At 69.9% G+C, this 16265-nt stretch carries 14 protein-coding genes and 1 pseudogene; 7 read left to right on the forward strand and 8 right to left on the reverse strand.

Going from position 1 to position 16265, the window contains the following annotated elements; all coding sequences use genetic code 11:
* The first annotated feature begins 20 nt into the window (after window positions 1-20).
* The gene (locus tag AOK00_RS41120; RefSeq protein WP_301554183.1) at window positions 21-155 is read left to right on the forward strand and encodes a hypothetical protein; all 135 of its coding nucleotides are present in this window, start codon (window positions 21-23) and stop codon (window positions 153-155) included.
* 242 nt (window positions 156-397) lie between these two features.
* Here the strand turns inward: AOK00_RS41120 and AOK00_RS41320 are convergent, their stop codons facing one another.
* Window positions 398-1387, reverse strand: a complete 990-nt coding sequence (locus AOK00_RS41320) for an NAD(P)H-dependent oxidoreductase (RefSeq protein ID WP_055598935.1) — start codon at window positions 1385-1387, stop codon at window positions 398-400.
* A 168-nt stretch (window positions 1388-1555) separates the two neighbouring features.
* On the opposite strand from AOK00_RS41320, the gene sigJ reads away from it, so the two are divergent.
* Window positions 1556-2503, forward strand: coding sequence for an RNA polymerase sigma factor SigJ (gene sigJ / locus AOK00_RS04125; protein WP_055598936.1), 948 nt, complete (start codon window positions 1556-1558; stop codon window positions 2501-2503).
* A gap of 26 nt (window positions 2504-2529) precedes the next feature.
* Here the strand turns inward: sigJ and AOK00_RS39620 are convergent, their stop codons facing one another.
* Window positions 2530-3306 (reverse strand): SRPBCC family protein, encoded by a 777-nt coding sequence (locus tag AOK00_RS39620; protein WP_216822232.1) that lies wholly within the window; start codon window positions 3304-3306, stop codon window positions 2530-2532.
* Between AOK00_RS39620 and AOK00_RS04135 the strand changes: the two are divergent.
* Window positions 3211-4168 (forward strand): annotated as a pseudogene (locus AOK00_RS04135) (DUF6357 family protein). The gene AOK00_RS39620 and the pseudogene AOK00_RS04135 sit on opposite strands and share 96 nt — an antisense overlap.
* 436 nt (window positions 4169-4604) lie before the next feature.
* Here the strand turns inward: AOK00_RS04135 and AOK00_RS04140 are convergent.
* Window positions 4605-5732 (reverse strand): hypothetical protein, encoded by a 1128-nt coding sequence (locus AOK00_RS04140; RefSeq protein ID WP_055598937.1) that lies wholly within the window; start codon window positions 5730-5732, stop codon window positions 4605-4607.
* A 393-nt stretch (window positions 5733-6125) separates the two neighbouring features.
* Here AOK00_RS04140 and AOK00_RS04145 point away from each other — a divergent pair, with 393 nt between their 5' ends.
* Entirely contained in the window at window positions 6126-6758 is a 633-nt protein-coding gene (locus AOK00_RS04145; protein WP_055598938.1) for a hypothetical protein, read from the forward strand.
* 438 nt (window positions 6759-7196) lie between these two features.
* On the opposite strand, the gene AOK00_RS04150 is transcribed toward AOK00_RS04145, so the two are convergent.
* The 3 genes from AOK00_RS04150 to AOK00_RS04155 are packed head-to-tail and all read right to left on the reverse strand — an operon-like array spanning window position 7197 to window position 11494.
* Window positions 7197-10715, reverse strand: a complete 3519-nt coding sequence (locus AOK00_RS04150) for a CHAT domain-containing protein (RefSeq protein WP_055598939.1) — start codon at window positions 10713-10715, stop codon at window positions 7197-7199.
* 3 nt (window positions 10716-10718) lie between these two features.
* A complete protein-coding gene (locus AOK00_RS39375) occupies window positions 10719-10865 on the reverse strand; it encodes a hypothetical protein (RefSeq protein ID WP_173861500.1) in 147 nt (48 codons plus the stop codon).
* Window positions 10865-11494, reverse strand: a complete 630-nt coding sequence (locus AOK00_RS04155; RefSeq protein WP_254047230.1) for a DUF6338 family protein — start codon at window positions 11492-11494, stop codon at window positions 10865-10867. The genes AOK00_RS39375 and AOK00_RS04155 overlap by 1 nt, the downstream gene beginning before the upstream one ends.
* A gap of 463 nt (window positions 11495-11957) precedes the next feature.
* On the opposite strand from AOK00_RS04155, the gene AOK00_RS04160 reads away from it, so the two are divergent.
* From AOK00_RS04160 to AOK00_RS04170, 3 genes are all read left to right on the forward strand, one after another.
* A complete protein-coding gene (locus tag AOK00_RS04160; protein WP_055598941.1) occupies window positions 11958-12725 on the forward strand; it encodes a dienelactone hydrolase family protein in 768 nt (255 codons plus the stop codon).
* Between the two features lie 384 nt (window positions 12726-13109).
* Window positions 13110-13691: a dihydrofolate reductase family protein gene (locus AOK00_RS04165; RefSeq protein ID WP_055598942.1), complete on the forward strand. Its 582-nt coding sequence runs from the start codon at window positions 13110-13112 to the stop codon at window positions 13689-13691.
* Between the two features lie 196 nt (window positions 13692-13887).
* Window positions 13888-14541, forward strand: a complete 654-nt coding sequence (locus tag AOK00_RS04170; RefSeq protein WP_055598943.1) for a hypothetical protein — start codon at window positions 13888-13890, stop codon at window positions 14539-14541.
* A gap of 187 nt (window positions 14542-14728) precedes the next feature.
* Here the strand turns inward: AOK00_RS04170 and AOK00_RS04175 are convergent, their stop codons facing one another.
* The gene (locus AOK00_RS04175) at window positions 14729-15391 is read right to left on the reverse strand and encodes a hypothetical protein (protein ID WP_159041683.1); all 663 of its coding nucleotides are present in this window, start codon (window positions 15389-15391) and stop codon (window positions 14729-14731) included.
* Entirely contained in the window at window positions 15384-15911 is a 528-nt protein-coding gene (locus tag AOK00_RS04180) for a SigE family RNA polymerase sigma factor (RefSeq protein ID WP_055598945.1), read from the reverse strand. The genes AOK00_RS04175 and AOK00_RS04180 overlap by 8 nt, the downstream gene beginning before the upstream one ends.
* Window positions 15912-16265: the final 354 nt, after the last annotated feature.

Below are 16265 nucleotides of genomic sequence, written 5' to 3' on the forward strand. Positions count from 1 at the left end.
AGTCCGGTGCGGAACTTGGGGTGCAGTCGCTGCGGTTCCCGTGGCGCGGCATCGCCACCCGCTACGGCAAACGACCCGACCGCTACCTCGCCGCCATCACCCTCGCCGGCACCTCATCCGGCTCGACACATGAGCGACAAGACACCCCCTGGTGATCACGCTCGTCAGAGGCCCTGTCGGGAACAGCCATCGACCGGGCCCACCCAGGGCGTTTGCAGTGCGGACTCGCCTCGGTCCTGCCGAGGCCGGAACTTAGCTGTCGTACCCGCAGAGCACCGCGGGACTATAAATGTCGCGGCGGTCCTGGTTCAGGTCGGTGTGGCTGTCGCGGCCCTCACCAGGGTGGACACGGGCGGTGAAACGGCCGGCGGGCGGGGCGGCGCAGGGCCCGTTGACGTTACGGTTCGAGGTCGACGACCCCCTTGCCGCTCAGGATGTCCAGCGGCACGGAGACCTGGTCGTGCGTGATCAGCCATTCGCCGCCGATCTTCCGGAAGCAGAAGGTGACCCGGACCCACATCCCGCCCGCCGCCGTCCCGTCGGGCAGCGTGCCGCTGAGGCGGCCGAAGCCGTGGGTGAAGGCCACGTCTTCGCCCACCGTGGGCATCAGGTCGCGCACCTCGTAGGTCACCTCCTGGAAGAACGTGAACACGTTCGCCCAGTTCTTGAGTTTCTCGTCAATCCCCACGTGCTGGAGCGGCGGATCGATGTCGAAGGAGACGACGTCCGTCGAGTAGAGCCGCCTCAGCCCCTCGAGGTCCTTCGCCTGGATCGCGTCGATGATCCCGTCGATGTGGCGGCCGATCGCGGCTTCGTCCGTCTCGCGCTGTGTGGGGGTGGATGGCCGTCCTTGCGTGCTCTGGGCGACGACGTGATCCAGCAGTGTGTCGAGGGCGCTGACGTGGTGGGCGCCCGGCTTGAGTGTCGCGTGGTCCTCGAAGTCGGTGTGCAGGGACAGCGAGACCTGCGGGGTCACCGTCCCCATCTGGAGCAGCTCACACAGCGATCGCAGCTGCCGGGCAGCGCGGGCGCCGCCGCCGGCGCCGTAGGAGACGAACGCAACGGCCTTGTGGGTCCACTCCGCGTACAGGTAGTCGATCGCGTTCTTGAGCACGCCGGGGATGGAGGCGTTGTACTCGGGGGTGACCATGACGAATCCGTCGAAGCGGGCGATGGTGTCAGCCCATGTCCGGGTGTGCCCGTGCTGGTACCGCCCAGCGAGCGCGGGCAGCGGCTCGTCCAGATGCGGCAGCGGGTGGTCGAGCAGGTCGATCACCTCGAATGCGGCGTCGCCGCGGCGGGCCGCCCGCTCGTGGACCCACCGGGCGACCTGGTCGCCCTTGCGGCCGGGGCGGGTGCTGCCGACGAGTATTCCGATCCTGATCATGGCCGTCTCCTGAGGTGTCCACCCGGGTTCTCCGGGCCGGTGGCGTCTCTGGGCGGTACGACGAAACGACCCCGTGGAACGTCAGGAAACGTCGAAGACCTGACAATCGGACGTGCTGTCTCGTCGGACCGCCGAGGGACGATCCGAGATCAGGGAGCCACCGGAACCATGACCGAACGCGCGAAGTCACGGCACGACGAGTCCGACGCGGGCTTGGACGAGATCATCAGCGAGCGGCGGCGGCTGATCGGTCTCGCCTACCGGCTCCTCGGTTCCCTGGCCGAGGCCGAGGACGCGGTCCAGGAGACCTACACCCGCTGGTACGCCATGTCCCAACACCAGCAGGACGCCATCGAGTCCCCGGGCGCCTGGCTGACGACGGTCGCCACCCGCGTGTGCCTGGACCTCCTCGGTTCGGCGCGAGTCCGGCGCGAGCGGTACATGGGCGAATGGATCCCAGAGCCGTTGCCCGAGCGGACGGACTGGATCAGCGGGCGCCCAGGCACCGCCGCGACCGATCCTGCGGACCCGGCCGACCGGGTCACACTCGACGAGTCGGTGAGCATGGCGTTTCTCGTCGCCCTCGAATCCATGACCCCGGCTCAGCGCGTCGCGCTCATCCTGCACGATGTCTTCGGCTACCCGTTCGCCGAGATCGCCGGGATGACCGGCCGCACCCCGGCGGCATGCCGCGAACTGGCCTCCTCCGCCCGGCGCCGCGTCCGCGGCTCCCTGCCCTCTGCGGCCCCGGCGGCCCATCAGGCCGGCCTCGTCAGGGACTTCAAGCAGGCGTGGGCCGCTCAGGACATCAACGCCCTCGTCCGACTCCTCGCCCCCGGCGCGACGTTCACGGCGGACGGCGGCGGCGTGGTCGCCGCCGCGCTCCACCCGATTGAGGGCGGCGAAGCGATCGCACACCACCTTACCGACCTCGCCGTCCGGGCGTCCGGCGGCCTGACGGTCCTGGAGCGCACGGTCAATGGCGGGGCCGGTCTGGTGATTGAGCACGGAGGCGTCACTGTGGCCGTGTACGCGTTCGGCGTCGCGGACGACCGGATCGCGCACATCTGGGCAGTGCGCAACCCCGACAAACTCCGCCCGTGGACGGCGGGCTGACCGGCTGGACTTTCAGTTCAGGCAGATCAGTCCGCCGTCTCTCGGACGTCCTTTCCCTGCTCGGCGAACGCCTTGAAGTCCTGCATGTGCAGTTGTGACTGCTTGCGGAAGGTGCCGGGCATCAGAAGTGCCACCAGCTTCATCAGGAAGCCGCTGAACCGGTATTCGTTCTCGCTCTCCCAGAGCGTCGTTTCCGGGGTGGCTTCGGTCAGCCGGTCCCGCACAGCACTCCACATGCCCTCGCCGACGATCTCGCGGTCGAATTGAACGACGCTCGTTTTCGGGATCTCGCGCAGATCTGACGGTTCCCGACGCGTGATGGTCTCGGTGCACTCGAGCTGCCGCTGGCCCATCTGCATCACGACCCGCGACCTGGTTCCGAGCTGCCCGTGCTCCCCACTCAGCGGCTCGTGCAGCACCAGGCCCCGCAGCCATTTCGGCAGGTGTGCCGGATCGGCGAGCAGACGGGCCACCTTCTCCCGCGGCAGGGCGATTTCGGTGGAGACGGTGTATTTCATGGTGCGCATCATTTCCTTCGGGACCACGTGCTTTTGTACTGCTCGTCGTGCTCGTCGGCTGAGGGCACTGCATTCCGTGTCCGTAAAGTAAAGGGTAGCGAGGTATTGGGCGAGTATCTCCAGTGCCTCTGCCTGTCGGCCCTGTTCGCCGAGCAGCCGCGCCCTCGCCCGCGCGCAAAACCACTCCCCATGGCTGGCCCAGTACTCCACTGCCTTGCCGCGCCTGCGGACGTGGACACGCTCTTCCGGCGCATCCGGTGGGACAGGAGCGTGCTCGTCGCCCACGGGGCCGACATCCGTCTCCTTGAACGCGGTCAGGTGTGCGCGGCACTGCGCGCGGCGACGGAGACGTCAAAGGGGAAGCGGTCCACTCGACGCCGCGATACTGAGGTACACGGGCCAGTATCTGCACGGCGCGACGGTTCCGGGGCGGATGCCCGATGCCGTCGACCCCGCGCTGCTGCCCGAGGTCATGCGGGTGATCGCCACTGCGGAGTAGGCGTGCGCCGGGATGCGGATCTGCCGCGATCCGCGACGGGGAAACCGCGCCACGGACAGGCGCGACTGGGAGCGGATGGAGACGACGGTCGCAGCCGCCGTACACCGTGTACATCCTGAGATCGTCGATGACGCGGTGCGTACCGTGAGCTTGCTGATGTGCTCGGAGGCCGCGGGCCGCTCCAGGAACACACCCTTGGAGGATGACGAGGAGGCAGCCGGCCACCGCGCCGACTTCGGCGGTAGCGCGAGGAAGACGGTCCTGTCGTTCACCGACGACAAGGGCGTCGAGAAGAAGTGGCTACGGGACGGTCCCCGCACTGCCACCGCGGAGTTCTGGGAGTTCGTCGGCGATCGCTCTGCCGCGGACAACGAGGTGTTCACCATCGAGGACGAGGAGATGGGCGAAGGGATTCAGCTCCACTTCTACGCGGACTCCATCGCCCGGATCACGACGCTGCGCGAGGGTGAAGGCAGCTCGGATCCGGAGTACCGGGTCGAGTACAGCCTGGTCGACGGGATCGGCAGGTACCGGGAACTGGTGAGCGCCTTCGTCCGCGGCGGCTACGCCGCACTCGACCAGCACGGTCCCTGGATGTCGGATGTCGCCGAGTTCGAGCGCGCGCGTCGGCGACGCGACGCCCGGTAGTCCCAGCGGGAACCCGCGCACGCGTCGTCGGGAGAACCCGGGAAGAGCGGCAACGGGAGCCCGCGCACACCTGCACGAGCCCGCCCGGGATGACCGTGTGCGGCAGCGTTGGACCTCCCTGACGTTCGTCGTGCGGATCACCTCCGCCTCGTTCGGTCGACCGCCGCGACACCGGGGTGGACTCTTCGGGCGAGATCTGCGGCGAGCTGGTACGGCCCCGCCCCCGACGGCGCTCGTCAAGGCCGGAGCCGGTCAGGTCCCGTGGCGACCCCTCGCCGAGGGCCGTCCGACGGCGTCCGCCCGTACAGGGAGGTCGCCGTCGGTCCCGGTCAGAAGTCGTTCGGCCCGGGGACGGTCAGCACACGGCGCCTCCGCACACCGTCGCCGCCGTCCACGAGGCCGAAGCGGCTCAGCCCGGCTCCCCCGGTGTGCCGGGTCAGCGGCGGATGCCCGCGTACGCCGACGGGGAGATGCCGCCCTCCGCGCCCTGGGCGCCGCCGACCGTCCAGACCCGGCCCGCCGCGTCGGTCGCGGCGCCGTAGAGGTACCCGGCTCCGCGCGGGTTCTCCGTGCGCTTGAGCAGGCCGTCGGGTCCGAGCGTCAGGACGTAGTTCCCCGCCGGGTTGACGTCGGAGTTCAGGGTCTCCCCCACGATCACCGGGCGGCCGGAGCCGTCGAAGGCGATGTCGAACAGCTGGCCCGTCTCGGCGGGCGCGCGAACGGTGGACCAGGCACGGCCGTCGAAACGCACGACGACGGGACGGCGCCACAGGTTCTCGTCCCGCATGTGCCCGACGGCCCAGATGTCGTTCGCCGACCGCCGCTCGACGCCGTCGAACATGGCACCGTCGAGCCCGCTCGGCAGCTTCTGCTTCGTCCACGACGTGCCGTCGAACCGCGAGACGCCGTCGCCGATGGCGAGGACGACCCCGCCGGGGCCCACCTCCAGCTGGGAGACCCAGGTGAGCCCGGTGTCGGCCGGCAGCCTGGTCCAGCCTCCGCTGCCGTCCGCCCTGCCGCGGAACAGGGCCGGCAGGTACTCGCCGGTCGCGTCGGTGTATCCGCCGTGCACCCAGACCGCACCACGCGCGTCCACGTCGACGGCCGACAGCGACGTGCCGTCCGCCCCCTCCGGGAAGGGCAGCTCGACCGCGCTCCAGGCCTTGCCGTTCCAGTGCTGGAGCAGTGCACGCCCGCGGTCCCAATCGTCTTCGCCGACGGCTTCGTGGCGGGTGCCCACGGCCCACACCTGGTCGGGGGCGCCGACGGCGAGGTCCTCCAGGCGGCCGTGCTCGGCGGGCTGCGGGGGCGCCTGCCAGCGGGTGCCGGTCCAGCGCAGCGCGACCGGAGCGAAGGGCCTGGTGGTCGCGTCGTCGTGCTTGCCGACGGCCCAGGTCGCGCCGCCAGCGGTCTCGACGTCGAACAGCACGCTGCCGTTGCTGCCCGGCGGGCTGACGTTCCGCCAGTTCTGGGTATCCGCGGCGGCGGGTGCCGCGGCGACGGCGACGAAGGAGGCCAGGCCGACGGCGACGGCGGTGGCCGCACGGGGCAGGGAAAGGTTCATGACGGGATTCCTCGCAGGGAGTCGGATGTCGTACGTGCTCTCAACCCCTTTGACGCGCCGACCCACGGCAGATGTTTCACGATTCTTCGAAACAGCCGAGGGCCCAGCACGGCGCGAACACGGACCGCAAGTCCGTGCACCATCGCTCACAAGATCGTGCACGGCGGCGAAAGACGTCCTGTAGCAAGTCGAGGGGGCTCGCATGAACTTGATTCGGGAGCCGCGCTGCCGTCGCACAGCCCCGCGCCATTGCAGAGACGCCGGGGAGAGTGTCTGCCCCAACGGACGGAAATGCGGCGTATCACCTCTGCACACCGCTCAGGAAGACGTACCCTGCACAACAAACAGTCCGTGCCCGTTCCGCACGGTCCCCCTTCAGGCAAGGAGCCTTTCGTGCCTTCCTCACGTACTGCCGTTCACAGCATCGATGCCACAACTGCGGCGCTCCAGAAAGAACTTCCTGTGCTCGAGCGGCTCCAGCAGGATCTCGAGAAGGAGCTGGCCTCGGTTTCCGAGCGCGTGCTCTCGGTTCGTACGGCACTGGCGGCTTTGCTGGCCTTGGCCGAGACGCCCGCCCCGCGCGCTGTGCAGGAGGCATCGGAGCCGACCGTGGCGGAGAGCGAAGTCGCAGTTGAGACTGCCGAGATGGTGACCCCACAGGATTCGAGTCCGGTCCCCGCACCCCGCAAGGCCGTCAAGTCGCGCTCCACCGGTGGGCGTAAGGCCGCCGCGTCCAGCGATGGCGGGGCCGAGGAGCGTCCCTCGACGAAGAAGCCCCGCGCCACAACTTCGGCGCGGGAAGCGGCATCTGCACCGAAGGAATCCGGCGGCCTCACCGAGCAGGTGGCAGCCGTCCTGACGCAATCGCCGGACAGCCCCATGCGTGCGCGCGACGTCGCGAAGGCACTCGGCCGAGATTCCTCCACGGGCGCCATCAACACCGTCCGCAGCACCCTCGACCGGCTCGTAGCCACTTCTCGGGCCTCCCGCGCCGGCCGAGGCCTCTACCAGGCACCCGTCAGCTGACTCCGGGACGCCTGGACGCGTGGGCCTGCCGAGCGGGCGACCGACTCGCCGACCCTTTCCGTCCGCAGCGCGAAACGGTCACGCCGTTTCGGCGCAGGCGACGCTCGTGGAGCGACGGCTGCGTTCCAAGGCCACGCCGGGCGATTCGTCGACATGGCCGACGCGAACTGTGGGGCCTCAAAGCCCGGGTGGTGCAAGTCCACAACTGGACTGTCCTGTGCCGTCGTGACGACCTGTATGTCCCCGCACTGTCTCATTCGGCTGGCCCGTGGGCGGCTGCCCGCAGCTCGTTCAGCGGCTCATCGGGCCCGAGATCAGGAATGAGCCCACGGCTTCCCACAAAGGGGAGCCACGAGCAGACGCCCATGACAGCTGCCGACGCAGCTGGCCGAGTCGGCTGCGATGAACCTCCAACGTCCATACGACGGGTGCGCGTCGTCAGGCGCCCGCGTGGACGTGTGCGGCCCACACCGACGGCAGGTTCGGATACTTCGTCCTGAGCTGCCTGACGGTGCGATGGAGCGCCGCCGAGGCACACAACGCGCCGGATCGATCCGCGAGCAACTCGCCGTAGATCTGCTGGCTGAAGGCTGGTGCCACGACGTCGTCGACGCGCCAGAGCGTGCCGACCACCTGGGAGAACCCGGCTATCTGAAATGCCGCCAACGGGTGGAGCGCCTCGTCGGACAGGCGCGCGGTGGTGCGGGCCGTGTCGCAGGCCGACAGAAACGCGAACTCCGCGTTCCGCAGGCGCAGCCGGGAAAGGTCGAGCACCCGAAACGGCGCGCGGTCGTGGTCGTGCAGCGCGAGATGGCTGTCCGAAGGGTTGTCCGGGTCGCTGTAGCCGTGGCAGGCGAAGTGCGCCCAACCGCTGGCCGGCAAGGCGTCGAGGACGGCGTCACGCGTCGCGTCCGCGCCGACCAGGACCGTGGCGGCGGGTACGAGAGCGGCCAGGTGGTCGGCTTCGGCCTGTGCGCCCGGCAGGTCCGGGGCGTCCGGAGTGTGTGGCATCGCGACCACCAGCAGCCGCGGCTCGTTGCGGTCGCCGCGGCGGCCCGCGCGGGCGTGGCCCAGAGCGCGGATCGTCGGCGTCGTCGAGGAGACGACGCGGTCGAGGAGCACAGGTCCGCCGTCGCGGTGGTGGCCCGCCGCGTGCAGGGGGAGCAGGCTGAGCGGCCCGACCGGGGCCCACCAGATCCTCGGCCACGGACCATCCGCCGCCGGTTCCGCCGTCAGTCCCAGTTCGCCGAGCACAGGGCCCACGACGGTGTCCCACAGCCACTCGAGCGTGTCATGGATCGCCTGCTCTGCGGCCAGCCGCCCCTCCGTGAACGCGGTGTGCAGAGCGCGTACGCGGTGGCTCACGGTCTCTTCGCTCAGCCGGTCCAGCGCGCGTGACCGGACCCCGTCCGGAGTGATGATCAGCGCGTCACACCGGTGCCGGCTGACGTTGACGTACACGATCGGGCCCTCGTGCGCCTGCGCGGTGAGGTCGGTGAGCAGCGGGGGCCGTAGGAACCGCTCCATCCCGGGCAACGCGCGGATCCGGTCGGTCACCGCGTCGAGCTCGTCGGCGAGGGCCACGCGGTCGCTCGTGGTGTCGGTTTCGAACTCGGCGGTGAGCGTCCGGAAGCGTTCGGCCAGCTCGGGCGCCCGCTCGCGCAGGTCGGAGAGATCGCCGCGGCTGTCGAGTGCCTGGGCGGCGAGAACACAGCGTCCGGATTCGAGCAGGGTCACCGCGCTGACCTCGTCACCGACGGCCAGCGCGCACGCGGCCGCGTCGGCGGCGACCCCGGCGAACCGGCCGAGCCAGTACTGGGCGTCCTCGCGGTCCAGGCGGCGCCCGGCGAGCCGGGGCAGCAGCCGGACCGCGGCGCCGTACCCCTCGGCAGCAACGTCGAACTGCCCAATCTCGGCGGCCAGATCGCCCCACCGGTCCGCCGCTTCCGCCCGGCTCTCCGCCGGCGATCCGGCAGACGCCGCGGCCTCCCGGTAGCAGTCGAGCGCCTCGGTCAGCGCGTCGCCGTCGCCGAGGTGCCGGTAGCCGAGCGCCAGGACGTTGGCGACGCTGCTCAGCAGACCCGCCCGGGAATACGCGTCCCGCTCGGGCCTCCGCGCCGCACTCCGGGCCAGGTCGACCGCCTCGGCGAGGAGTTGTGGATCCAGCGGCTCCTGTCGCGCGTCGGCGGCTGCGGCGGGGTTCGTGCACCAGTCGCCGAGCGCGGCGGCCAGGCTGGCGGTGTACCTGGGCCAGTGGGGGCTGTCCTGCGGAGTCGCGGCCACGGAGGCGCGACGCGCGGCGATCGCCTCCCGCAACGCGTTCCGGTCGCCGAACCTCTCGTACGCCATCCCCAGAATTCCGCCGAGATTGGCGAGCCGCACGGCCCGGCCCGGGTCGTCGTCCGCCGTCACGTCCGCGGCGGCGCGGTGCGCGGCGATCGCCTCGTCGAGCACGCTCGCCTCGCCCGTCCTGGTGAACCAGTCGGACAGCATGGCGCCAAGGTTGGAAAGCCGCTGGGCCTGCGCGGCGACCAGGCTCGCGCCGAGGCGGACGGACTCCCGCGCGCGGTCCACCGCCTCCGACAGCACCTGCAGCTCGCCGGTCACCCGGAACCGGTTGTGCAGCACGACGGCGAGGATCCCGAGCGAACGCGGGTGGTCGCCCTGCCCGGCCGTGGCTTCAGCGGCACGGCGGGCGACGTCGATCGCGTCCATGAGGTGGGCCAGGTCTCCGGTCGCGTAGAACAACGAGTTCAGGTTGACGACGAGGTTGCCCATGAACTGGACCCGCAGCGGATCGCCCGCCGGCGTGCACGCGACCGCTTCCCACTCGATGCTGACGGCCTCCGCGAGCGCGGCGTGGTCCCCGAACTCCTCACCCCGGGTGGCCAGCGCCGTGGCGAAATGGTCCAGCCGCACGCCCCGTCGGGGGTGACCGACGGGGGTCGCCGCCGCCGCCGAACGCCCGCGCTCGATCGCCCGGGCGAGCAGCGCCGGGTCCCGGGTCTGCTTGAACTCGGCGGCGTACCGGCCGCACATTTCGGCTTCGGTGTCGGCGCGTTCCCAGCCACGGTTCGGTTTCGGGCGCTCGCCGGTAAGCGCGGCCCAGTCTCGTTCCGTGGCCGTCAGCTCGGTGAGGTTCTGCGAGTGCCGTGGATCGGTGACCGGCGTGTGGGCCATGAGCGTCTGCCGGACCCGAAGCAGTTCGGCCAGATCGTCCCGCGCTCCGCGAGCCCGGTAGCGGTCGTCGAGAAGGTACGCGAGGTTCTTCAACCGGTCGAGCACGTCGGACGACCCGGCCGGCGTGAGCTCCACAGCTCGCCGGGCGGCGTCGACGGCTTCCTCCACGACACCGGTCTCCCCGGTCTCCTGGAACCAGTCGCGCAGGACGACGGCGAGGAAGTGCAGACTCCTGGCGGTGGACACGTCGTCGGGGGAGCATGCGACGGCGGCCCGCGCGTGTTCGACGGCTTCCGCCAGGGGGGCGGGGTCTTCCGTCACGGTGAACGCTGTCCGCAGCGCGACAACGAGGTTACCCAGGTAGAAGGCCTTCGAGGTGGACGGTTCCTCGTCGACGGCCGTCCGGCTCCAGTCCAGCGCGTCGGCCAGGGTTCCCTGGTCCTGGTTCTGCTGGAACGCGGTGTGCAGCAGCATGCCGAGGTTGTTGGCGTAGCTCGCCGAGTCCTCCGGGCTTCCGTACGCCAGGAGGTAGGCCTCCGTGACTGCCCGGACGGCTTCCTGCAGGAACGCGAAGTCGCCGGTCTGGTGGTGGCGGGTCTGCAGCAGGCCTCCGAGATTCGACAGGACCGAGTGGCGCTCGGCCACGTCCTCGGCTGCCAGCAGGGCACGGCCGAGGTCGATCGCCTTCTCGACCGACGCGGGGTCCGCGCTGTGCCGGGCCACGTGGAACGCCTCCCAGAACCGCTCGGCCAGGTCGTCGGCGGGCCCGCCACCCACGCGTCAGTCCTCGTTGCCGTTCGAGGTGCCGGCCGGGCCGCCGGGTGCCTCGTCGGGTTCGGTGACCGTGCGTTTCGGGGTGTAGCCGCGTTCCGTGGCCTCCTGAAGCAGCGCCGCCTCCTCGGGCGAGAGCTCGGGTTCGTGCGCCATCATCGCTCCTCCCCCGGCACGGCCGCCGGTTCTCCGGGTTCGACGAACTCCAGCACGTCGAAGTCTTCTGCCCGCAGTCGCAGACCCGCCGTCCCGTGCACGCGCGCGCCGAACGACCCGTCGGCACCCATCAGGCGCGCCGATTCCAGGTACAGCTCGGCCGGGTGGGGGTACGAGGAGGCGTACGACCGGTCGCCGTACCAGCCGCCCGCCCAGTTGCCGTCCTTGAGCCGCACGCGCACGAAGCACGGTTCGCGGTCGCGGAACGCGTGGTCCCAGGCGCTGGGCGTGCGCAGGAACAAAGCCTTGCGCCGCTGCCGATCCACGTGGGAAACCGTGGCCGCCGCCACGGCCGGCACGACGAGGAACAGCACCACGGCGACGAAGCCGACCACTCGGGGCCGCTCCACGAAGCCGTCCCAGGCGCCGCCGGTGCCTCGAGCGAGGCGAACCAGCGCCGGCCCCGCCACCACGGCGTACAGGGCGTCCAGCGCGATCGAGGCGACGATCGCCCGCAGCACCCGCTCGCCCAGATCACGCTCACCGGGCACCGGCCCACGGCGGCGTTCCCGGACGAACTGATAGGTGATCCCGGGCAGCACCAGAAGGACGAGCAGAGCGAGCTGCACGACCGTCGCAGGCGCCTGCACTCGCCACCCCCATGTCTCACGGACTCGTTCACTCAGGCTACTGGCTCGCGTCTTCGAGCGCGAACGACAAGACGAATAGCAGCAGTTGGGGTCCTTGCTCGATGACCGGTGATCATCTCCCCTCGGCGCCGCGCTGAAGATCGCCGAGCAGACCAGCAAGCGGGCGAGCCGGACAGGACCTGCCACCCGAAGCCGGTGAGGCGCATCCGGTGCGCCCCTACGGCCCGCGGATCAGAAGCTGCCCCCTGCGGGCCACGCTCCGGGTGCCGCACGGTCATCGTGGACGGTGGCGTACCCACGGTGCGGCAGTACGCCGCGAGAGTAGTGGACGACTCCTTGGTTCTCGTCAGCCCTCGCCACATTTCAGGTGGATACTCGGGCTGTTCTGCCAGCGGCAGAACACCGGCCGGACCGGGCTCGACGATCACTACAGTCCAGACTCATGACAGGGATTACGACGCGTACGGTCGAGTATCCGGCCGACGGTTTGACGATGATCGGGCACCTCGCGCTCCCGGCGGGTGCCGAGCGCCGGCCCGCGGTGCTGCTCGGACCAGAGGGCATGGGCCTCAGCGACGTCGAGCGCCGCAGGGCCGATGCTCTCGCCGAGCTGGGATACGTAACGCTGGCCTTCGACCTTCACGGCGGGCGCTACTTGGGCGAGCCCGAGGAGATGCTGGCCCGTTGCATGCCGCTGCTCGCCGACCCCGAACGGATGCGAGGCATCGGCCACGCGGCGCTCGACGTGTTGCGCGCCGAACCGCGGACCGACCCCGACCGGATCGCCGCCATCGGCTACGGCACCGGGGGCGCCATCGCGCTGGAACTCGGTCGCGATGGCGTCAACCTGCGCGCGATCGGGACAGTCAACGCAACGACCACGGGCCGACCGGGCGAATCGGCGCGCATTCGCTGCCCGGTGTGGGCCGGGGTCGGGTCGGAAGACCCGATCATGCCGCCCGCGCAACGGAACGCGTTCACCGCTGAGATGCAGGCCGCGGGTGTCGACTGGCGCCTCGCGGTCTACGGCGGCGCCTTGCACGCCTTCCACCACCCGCCGGTCGCCCACCCCGTGGTCCCCGGCGTCGGCTACCACCCACAGCACGCACGGCGAGCCTGGCGCGACGTCGTCGACCTGCTCGCCGAGTGCCTGCCCGTGACGGAGGATCTGGGGCATGACTCAGGTAGTCATGCTGGCGCCGGGCACTGACAATCCTCTCCTCTCAAGTCCACACAGCAAAACCGCATTCGGGCGGATGCTCGATCGCGGAAACGCGTTCGCAACTACGGCAGCAAATGCCGGATTTACCGCGATGGAGCCCCCGTCGTGATCACCGCGACCTGCGACGGCTGGACCCTGCACCTACTCGGCACATCGCTCTGACACACGACGCCTAGGACGGCACCTCGATCCCGATCGCTGCTCGTCCGCTCCCGCCGCACCTCCATCCGCCCCCTGGAGAGATCCGCTCGCCTCGGCGTCGACTCGGCCAGGCGCCGGACAGCTGGCCGCTGCCGGCCGATTGGTTTCTTTACAGGAGCGAAAGACCACAACAGGCTAATTTGGGGCATCCCCAAGCAGAAGGAGAGCCCTGTGGGCAAGGTGGTCATGTACAGCTCGGTGTCGGTGGACGGCTTCGTCGCGGACGAGAATGACCAGCCCGGACCGCTGTTCGACTGGTTGTCCAGCGGTGACGTCCCGTTGGACGAGAGCGGCGAGCTGAAGGTGTCGCAGGCCTCCTACGACTACACCCGGCCGTACTGGGACCGGATCGGAGTCACGATCGTCGGCCGCCACGTCTTCGACCTGACGGACGGCTGGGACGGGAAGCCGCCGGGCGGGATCGACCACGTGGTCGTCGTGACGCACCGGCCGGAGCCCGCGGGCTGGGACCCCGGGGCACCCTTCCACTTCGTCAACGGCGTCGAGGCAGCCATGGCCACGGCGCAGGAGCTTGCGGGTGACCGCACGGTCGAGGTCGCCGCCGGCGACGTCGGTGGCCAGATGCTTGCCGCGGGCCTGGTCGACGAGGTGCGCATGGACGTCGTACCCGTCGTGTTCGGGTCCGGCAAGCGCTACTTCGGGTCGGTCCACGCGCAGCACCTGTTGGAGGATCCGGACGGGGTGATTCAGGGCGACCGGGTGCTTCACCTGCGCTATCGGGTGCGCCGTTGACCGATCTGAGCAGATACGCGAAGAAGACGTGCGCTGCGAACCACGCCGCTGTGATCGCTTCCTGCCCGAAATCCGACGATCTTCAGCGTCTCCCCCGCAGTAGCGGGAGTGATCGGTGCGCCTGCTGGAAGCGCCGTCGGCGACGGCTGCCGATGGCGGGGCCGGTCATGTCAGCGGCCACCCGTAGCCTGGCGCCATGCAGACCACTCTGATGATCTACGACGGCGCCGCGCCGGCTGACTCCGACGTCGCGCGTACCGGGGGCGTGCCGCTGGCTCCGGCGGGATTCACCTGGCCCATGTGCGGCTCTTGCTGTGGAGGACCGCTGCAGTTCTTCGCCCATCTCCCCGTCGAGGACGGCGTCCTGTCGGTGTTCGTGTGCCAGAACGACCCCGGTGCGTGTGAATTCTGGGACGCGACTTCCGGGGCGAACCGGGTCTGCCTGTTCCCCCGGGCGGATCTGCAGCCGGTGGCTGTGCCGGAGACGGGAGTGACGCTGCTGCCCGCCACCTCGGCGATCCGCGCCGAGGTCGTGACGCTCGATCCCGAAATGGACGATGCACAAGACGAACTCGCCCCTGACGCGTACGACCTTGCCCGCTCGGGATGGAAGCGGGAGCCCGAAGAACGATTCGGGAAGCAGCGCGAAGTGCTCGGGTCGCTCGGAGGCAGCCCCTCCTATCTTGAGGACGACCGACTGCCCACATGCCCCTCCTGTGCCGGCACGATGGAATTCGCGGCGCATCTGGAGGAAGGGATCTCCGCGCAGGTCGCGATGAACCTCGGCGGCCAGCTGGGCTACGTCTTCATCTGCCGCGCCTGCCGCGAAGGTGCCTTCCTCACGGATTGAGCACGCCGCATCACAGACAACGCTCCGTCAGCCGCCCTCCAGTGAGGGGCGTAATGAGCTCTCGCTCATCGACCGCGTGATGTGCAAATCCCTGGAAGCCCCCCGTCGGCCGACCGGTAAACGGCCTCACCGTACAGCAGCCGTGTTCGCGCCGGGGGGGCTTGTCGGGGGTACTGGGCCGTCCAGGTCAGCGCGTCAATGCTGCGCGCAGACGTTCCTTCTCCACGCTGCCTGCCCGGCCGTCCTCACACATGAGCCTCACACTGCCGTCGCCGTTCAAGGGCAGCACGTCATCGGGTCTGAACTCGAAGAGACGCTCACCGTCTTTCGCGGGCCCTCCCAACTCTGCGAGCAGCAGCACGTAGCGGCCCGGTGGAGGTAGCTGCGCCTCAGAGGCCGGATACCAGGTGAGGGCAGGACCGGAGGAGGGGACGCCCCCGCCGGCCGTGAGGGCGCCGTCGATGTCGAAGCGGAAGGCCGAACCCTGGGTCGTGCCGTCGTCCACGTCTACGGCACCTTCTCTCAATTGTCCGTACACGACCTGGAAGCCCGCCCGTTGGCCGTCCTGGAGGTTCTCCACGGTGGTTCGCAGGCAGTGCGCCGAGGCCGCAGGAATACGTTCCTCCTGGTCTGCGTCTGGCGCATCCATGAACGTGGAGAGGGCACCTGCCGCTGTCGCCAGGACCACAGAGGCGGCTCCCAGGGCTCCGAGCCTCCGGCGCGCATGGGCTCGGCGAGCGCGGGCGGTGAATTCAGCACCGGGCAACATCGGCACGCTGCCCGGTAGTTCCGCGGCGGCACTGAGCAGTCGGTGCACCTGTTCTTCCTCTCGGTGACGCTGGTCAGTCACGGTCGGAGACCCCTTCGTAGTCGTATGAGACGGCTTCGAGCACGCCCCCCTCCCGTAGGGCAGCCAGCGCACGGGCCGCCCTGCTCTTCACCGTGCCGCGTGAGCAGCTCAGTACCCTGGCGATCTCTTCCTCGCTGAGCTGATGGAAGTAGCGCAGCACGAGCACCGCGCGTTGAGTCGGCGGAAGTGTCTGTAACACCTTGCGTACCGCCATGCCGGTCGCCGTCGCGTCCTCGTGGCCCGGATGAGCAACATCCGGCAGCTGCTCGGCCGGGACCTCGGCATGCCACTTCCGTCGGCGATCCTTGATGAGCAGCCGGACCATCGTGGTGCGGGCGTATGCCTCTGCGGCTTCCGTCCGCCCGATGCGATGCCATGCACGATAGGTCCGCATCAGGGTCTCCTGGGCGAGGTCCTCGGCCTGTGGCCCCGCGCCCGTCAGCAGCCTGGCTGTCCGCAGTACCGAGCGGTAGCGCGCCTCCATGAACGCCGTGAACTCCTCGTCTCTGCCATTGCGCATCCGTTCCGCTCCTCGCCGGCCCTCCGCCCGGGCCTGTCACTCCGACAGAGGACCCAGCTGTCGAAAAGGGTTCCACGGACGAGAGAGGGAGACCTTCCACGGATTCTCAAGGCATCGCCGCGCGCGTGGGCGCGGAGCCGGCCGACTGACGGCATCCGGGTGCGCAAGGTCGCCGTGCGCAAGGCCGGTGAAGAGGCCCCGCACGCCGCTCAGGGTTTTGATCGCGCGGTCTCCAGAGCGGGCATCGTCGCGAGCCGTTCGACGTCCTCCAGGTAGGAACAGCCCCGCACAAGCAAGGATGTACTTGCCGCCGAGGCTGGGACCCTCCCGGCGCTAGTGACCTGAGTCAGAGGT

Source organism: Streptomyces aureus, from assembly GCF_001418135.1.
GTDB lineage: Bacteria > Actinomycetota > Actinomycetes > Streptomycetales > Streptomycetaceae > Streptomyces > Streptomyces aureus_A.

Excerpts from the sequence above, each read along its gene's own strand:
- AOK00_RS41320 (WP_055598935.1), bottom strand. The coding sequence starts at position 1,387 with ATGATCAGGATCGGAATACTCGTCGGCAGCACCCGCCCCGGCCGCAAG.
- sigJ (WP_055598936.1), top strand. The coding sequence starts at position 1,556 with ATGACCGAACGCGCGAAGTCACGGCACGACGAGTCCGACGCGGGCTTG.
- AOK00_RS04140 (WP_055598937.1), bottom strand. The coding sequence starts at position 5,732 with ATGAACCTTTCCCTGCCCCGTGCGGCCACCGCCGTCGCCGTCGGCCTG.
- AOK00_RS39375 (WP_173861500.1), bottom strand. The coding sequence starts at position 10,865 with ATGGCGCACGAACCCGAGCTCTCGCCCGAGGAGGCGGCGCTGCTTCAG.
- AOK00_RS04160 (WP_055598941.1), top strand. The coding sequence starts at position 11,958 with ATGACAGGGATTACGACGCGTACGGTCGAGTATCCGGCCGACGGTTTG.
- AOK00_RS04170 (WP_055598943.1), top strand. The coding sequence starts at position 13,888 with ATGCAGACCACTCTGATGATCTACGACGGCGCCGCGCCGGCTGACTCC.
- AOK00_RS04180 (WP_055598945.1), bottom strand. The coding sequence starts at position 15,911 with ATGCGCAATGGCAGAGACGAGGAGTTCACGGCGTTCATGGAGGCGCGC.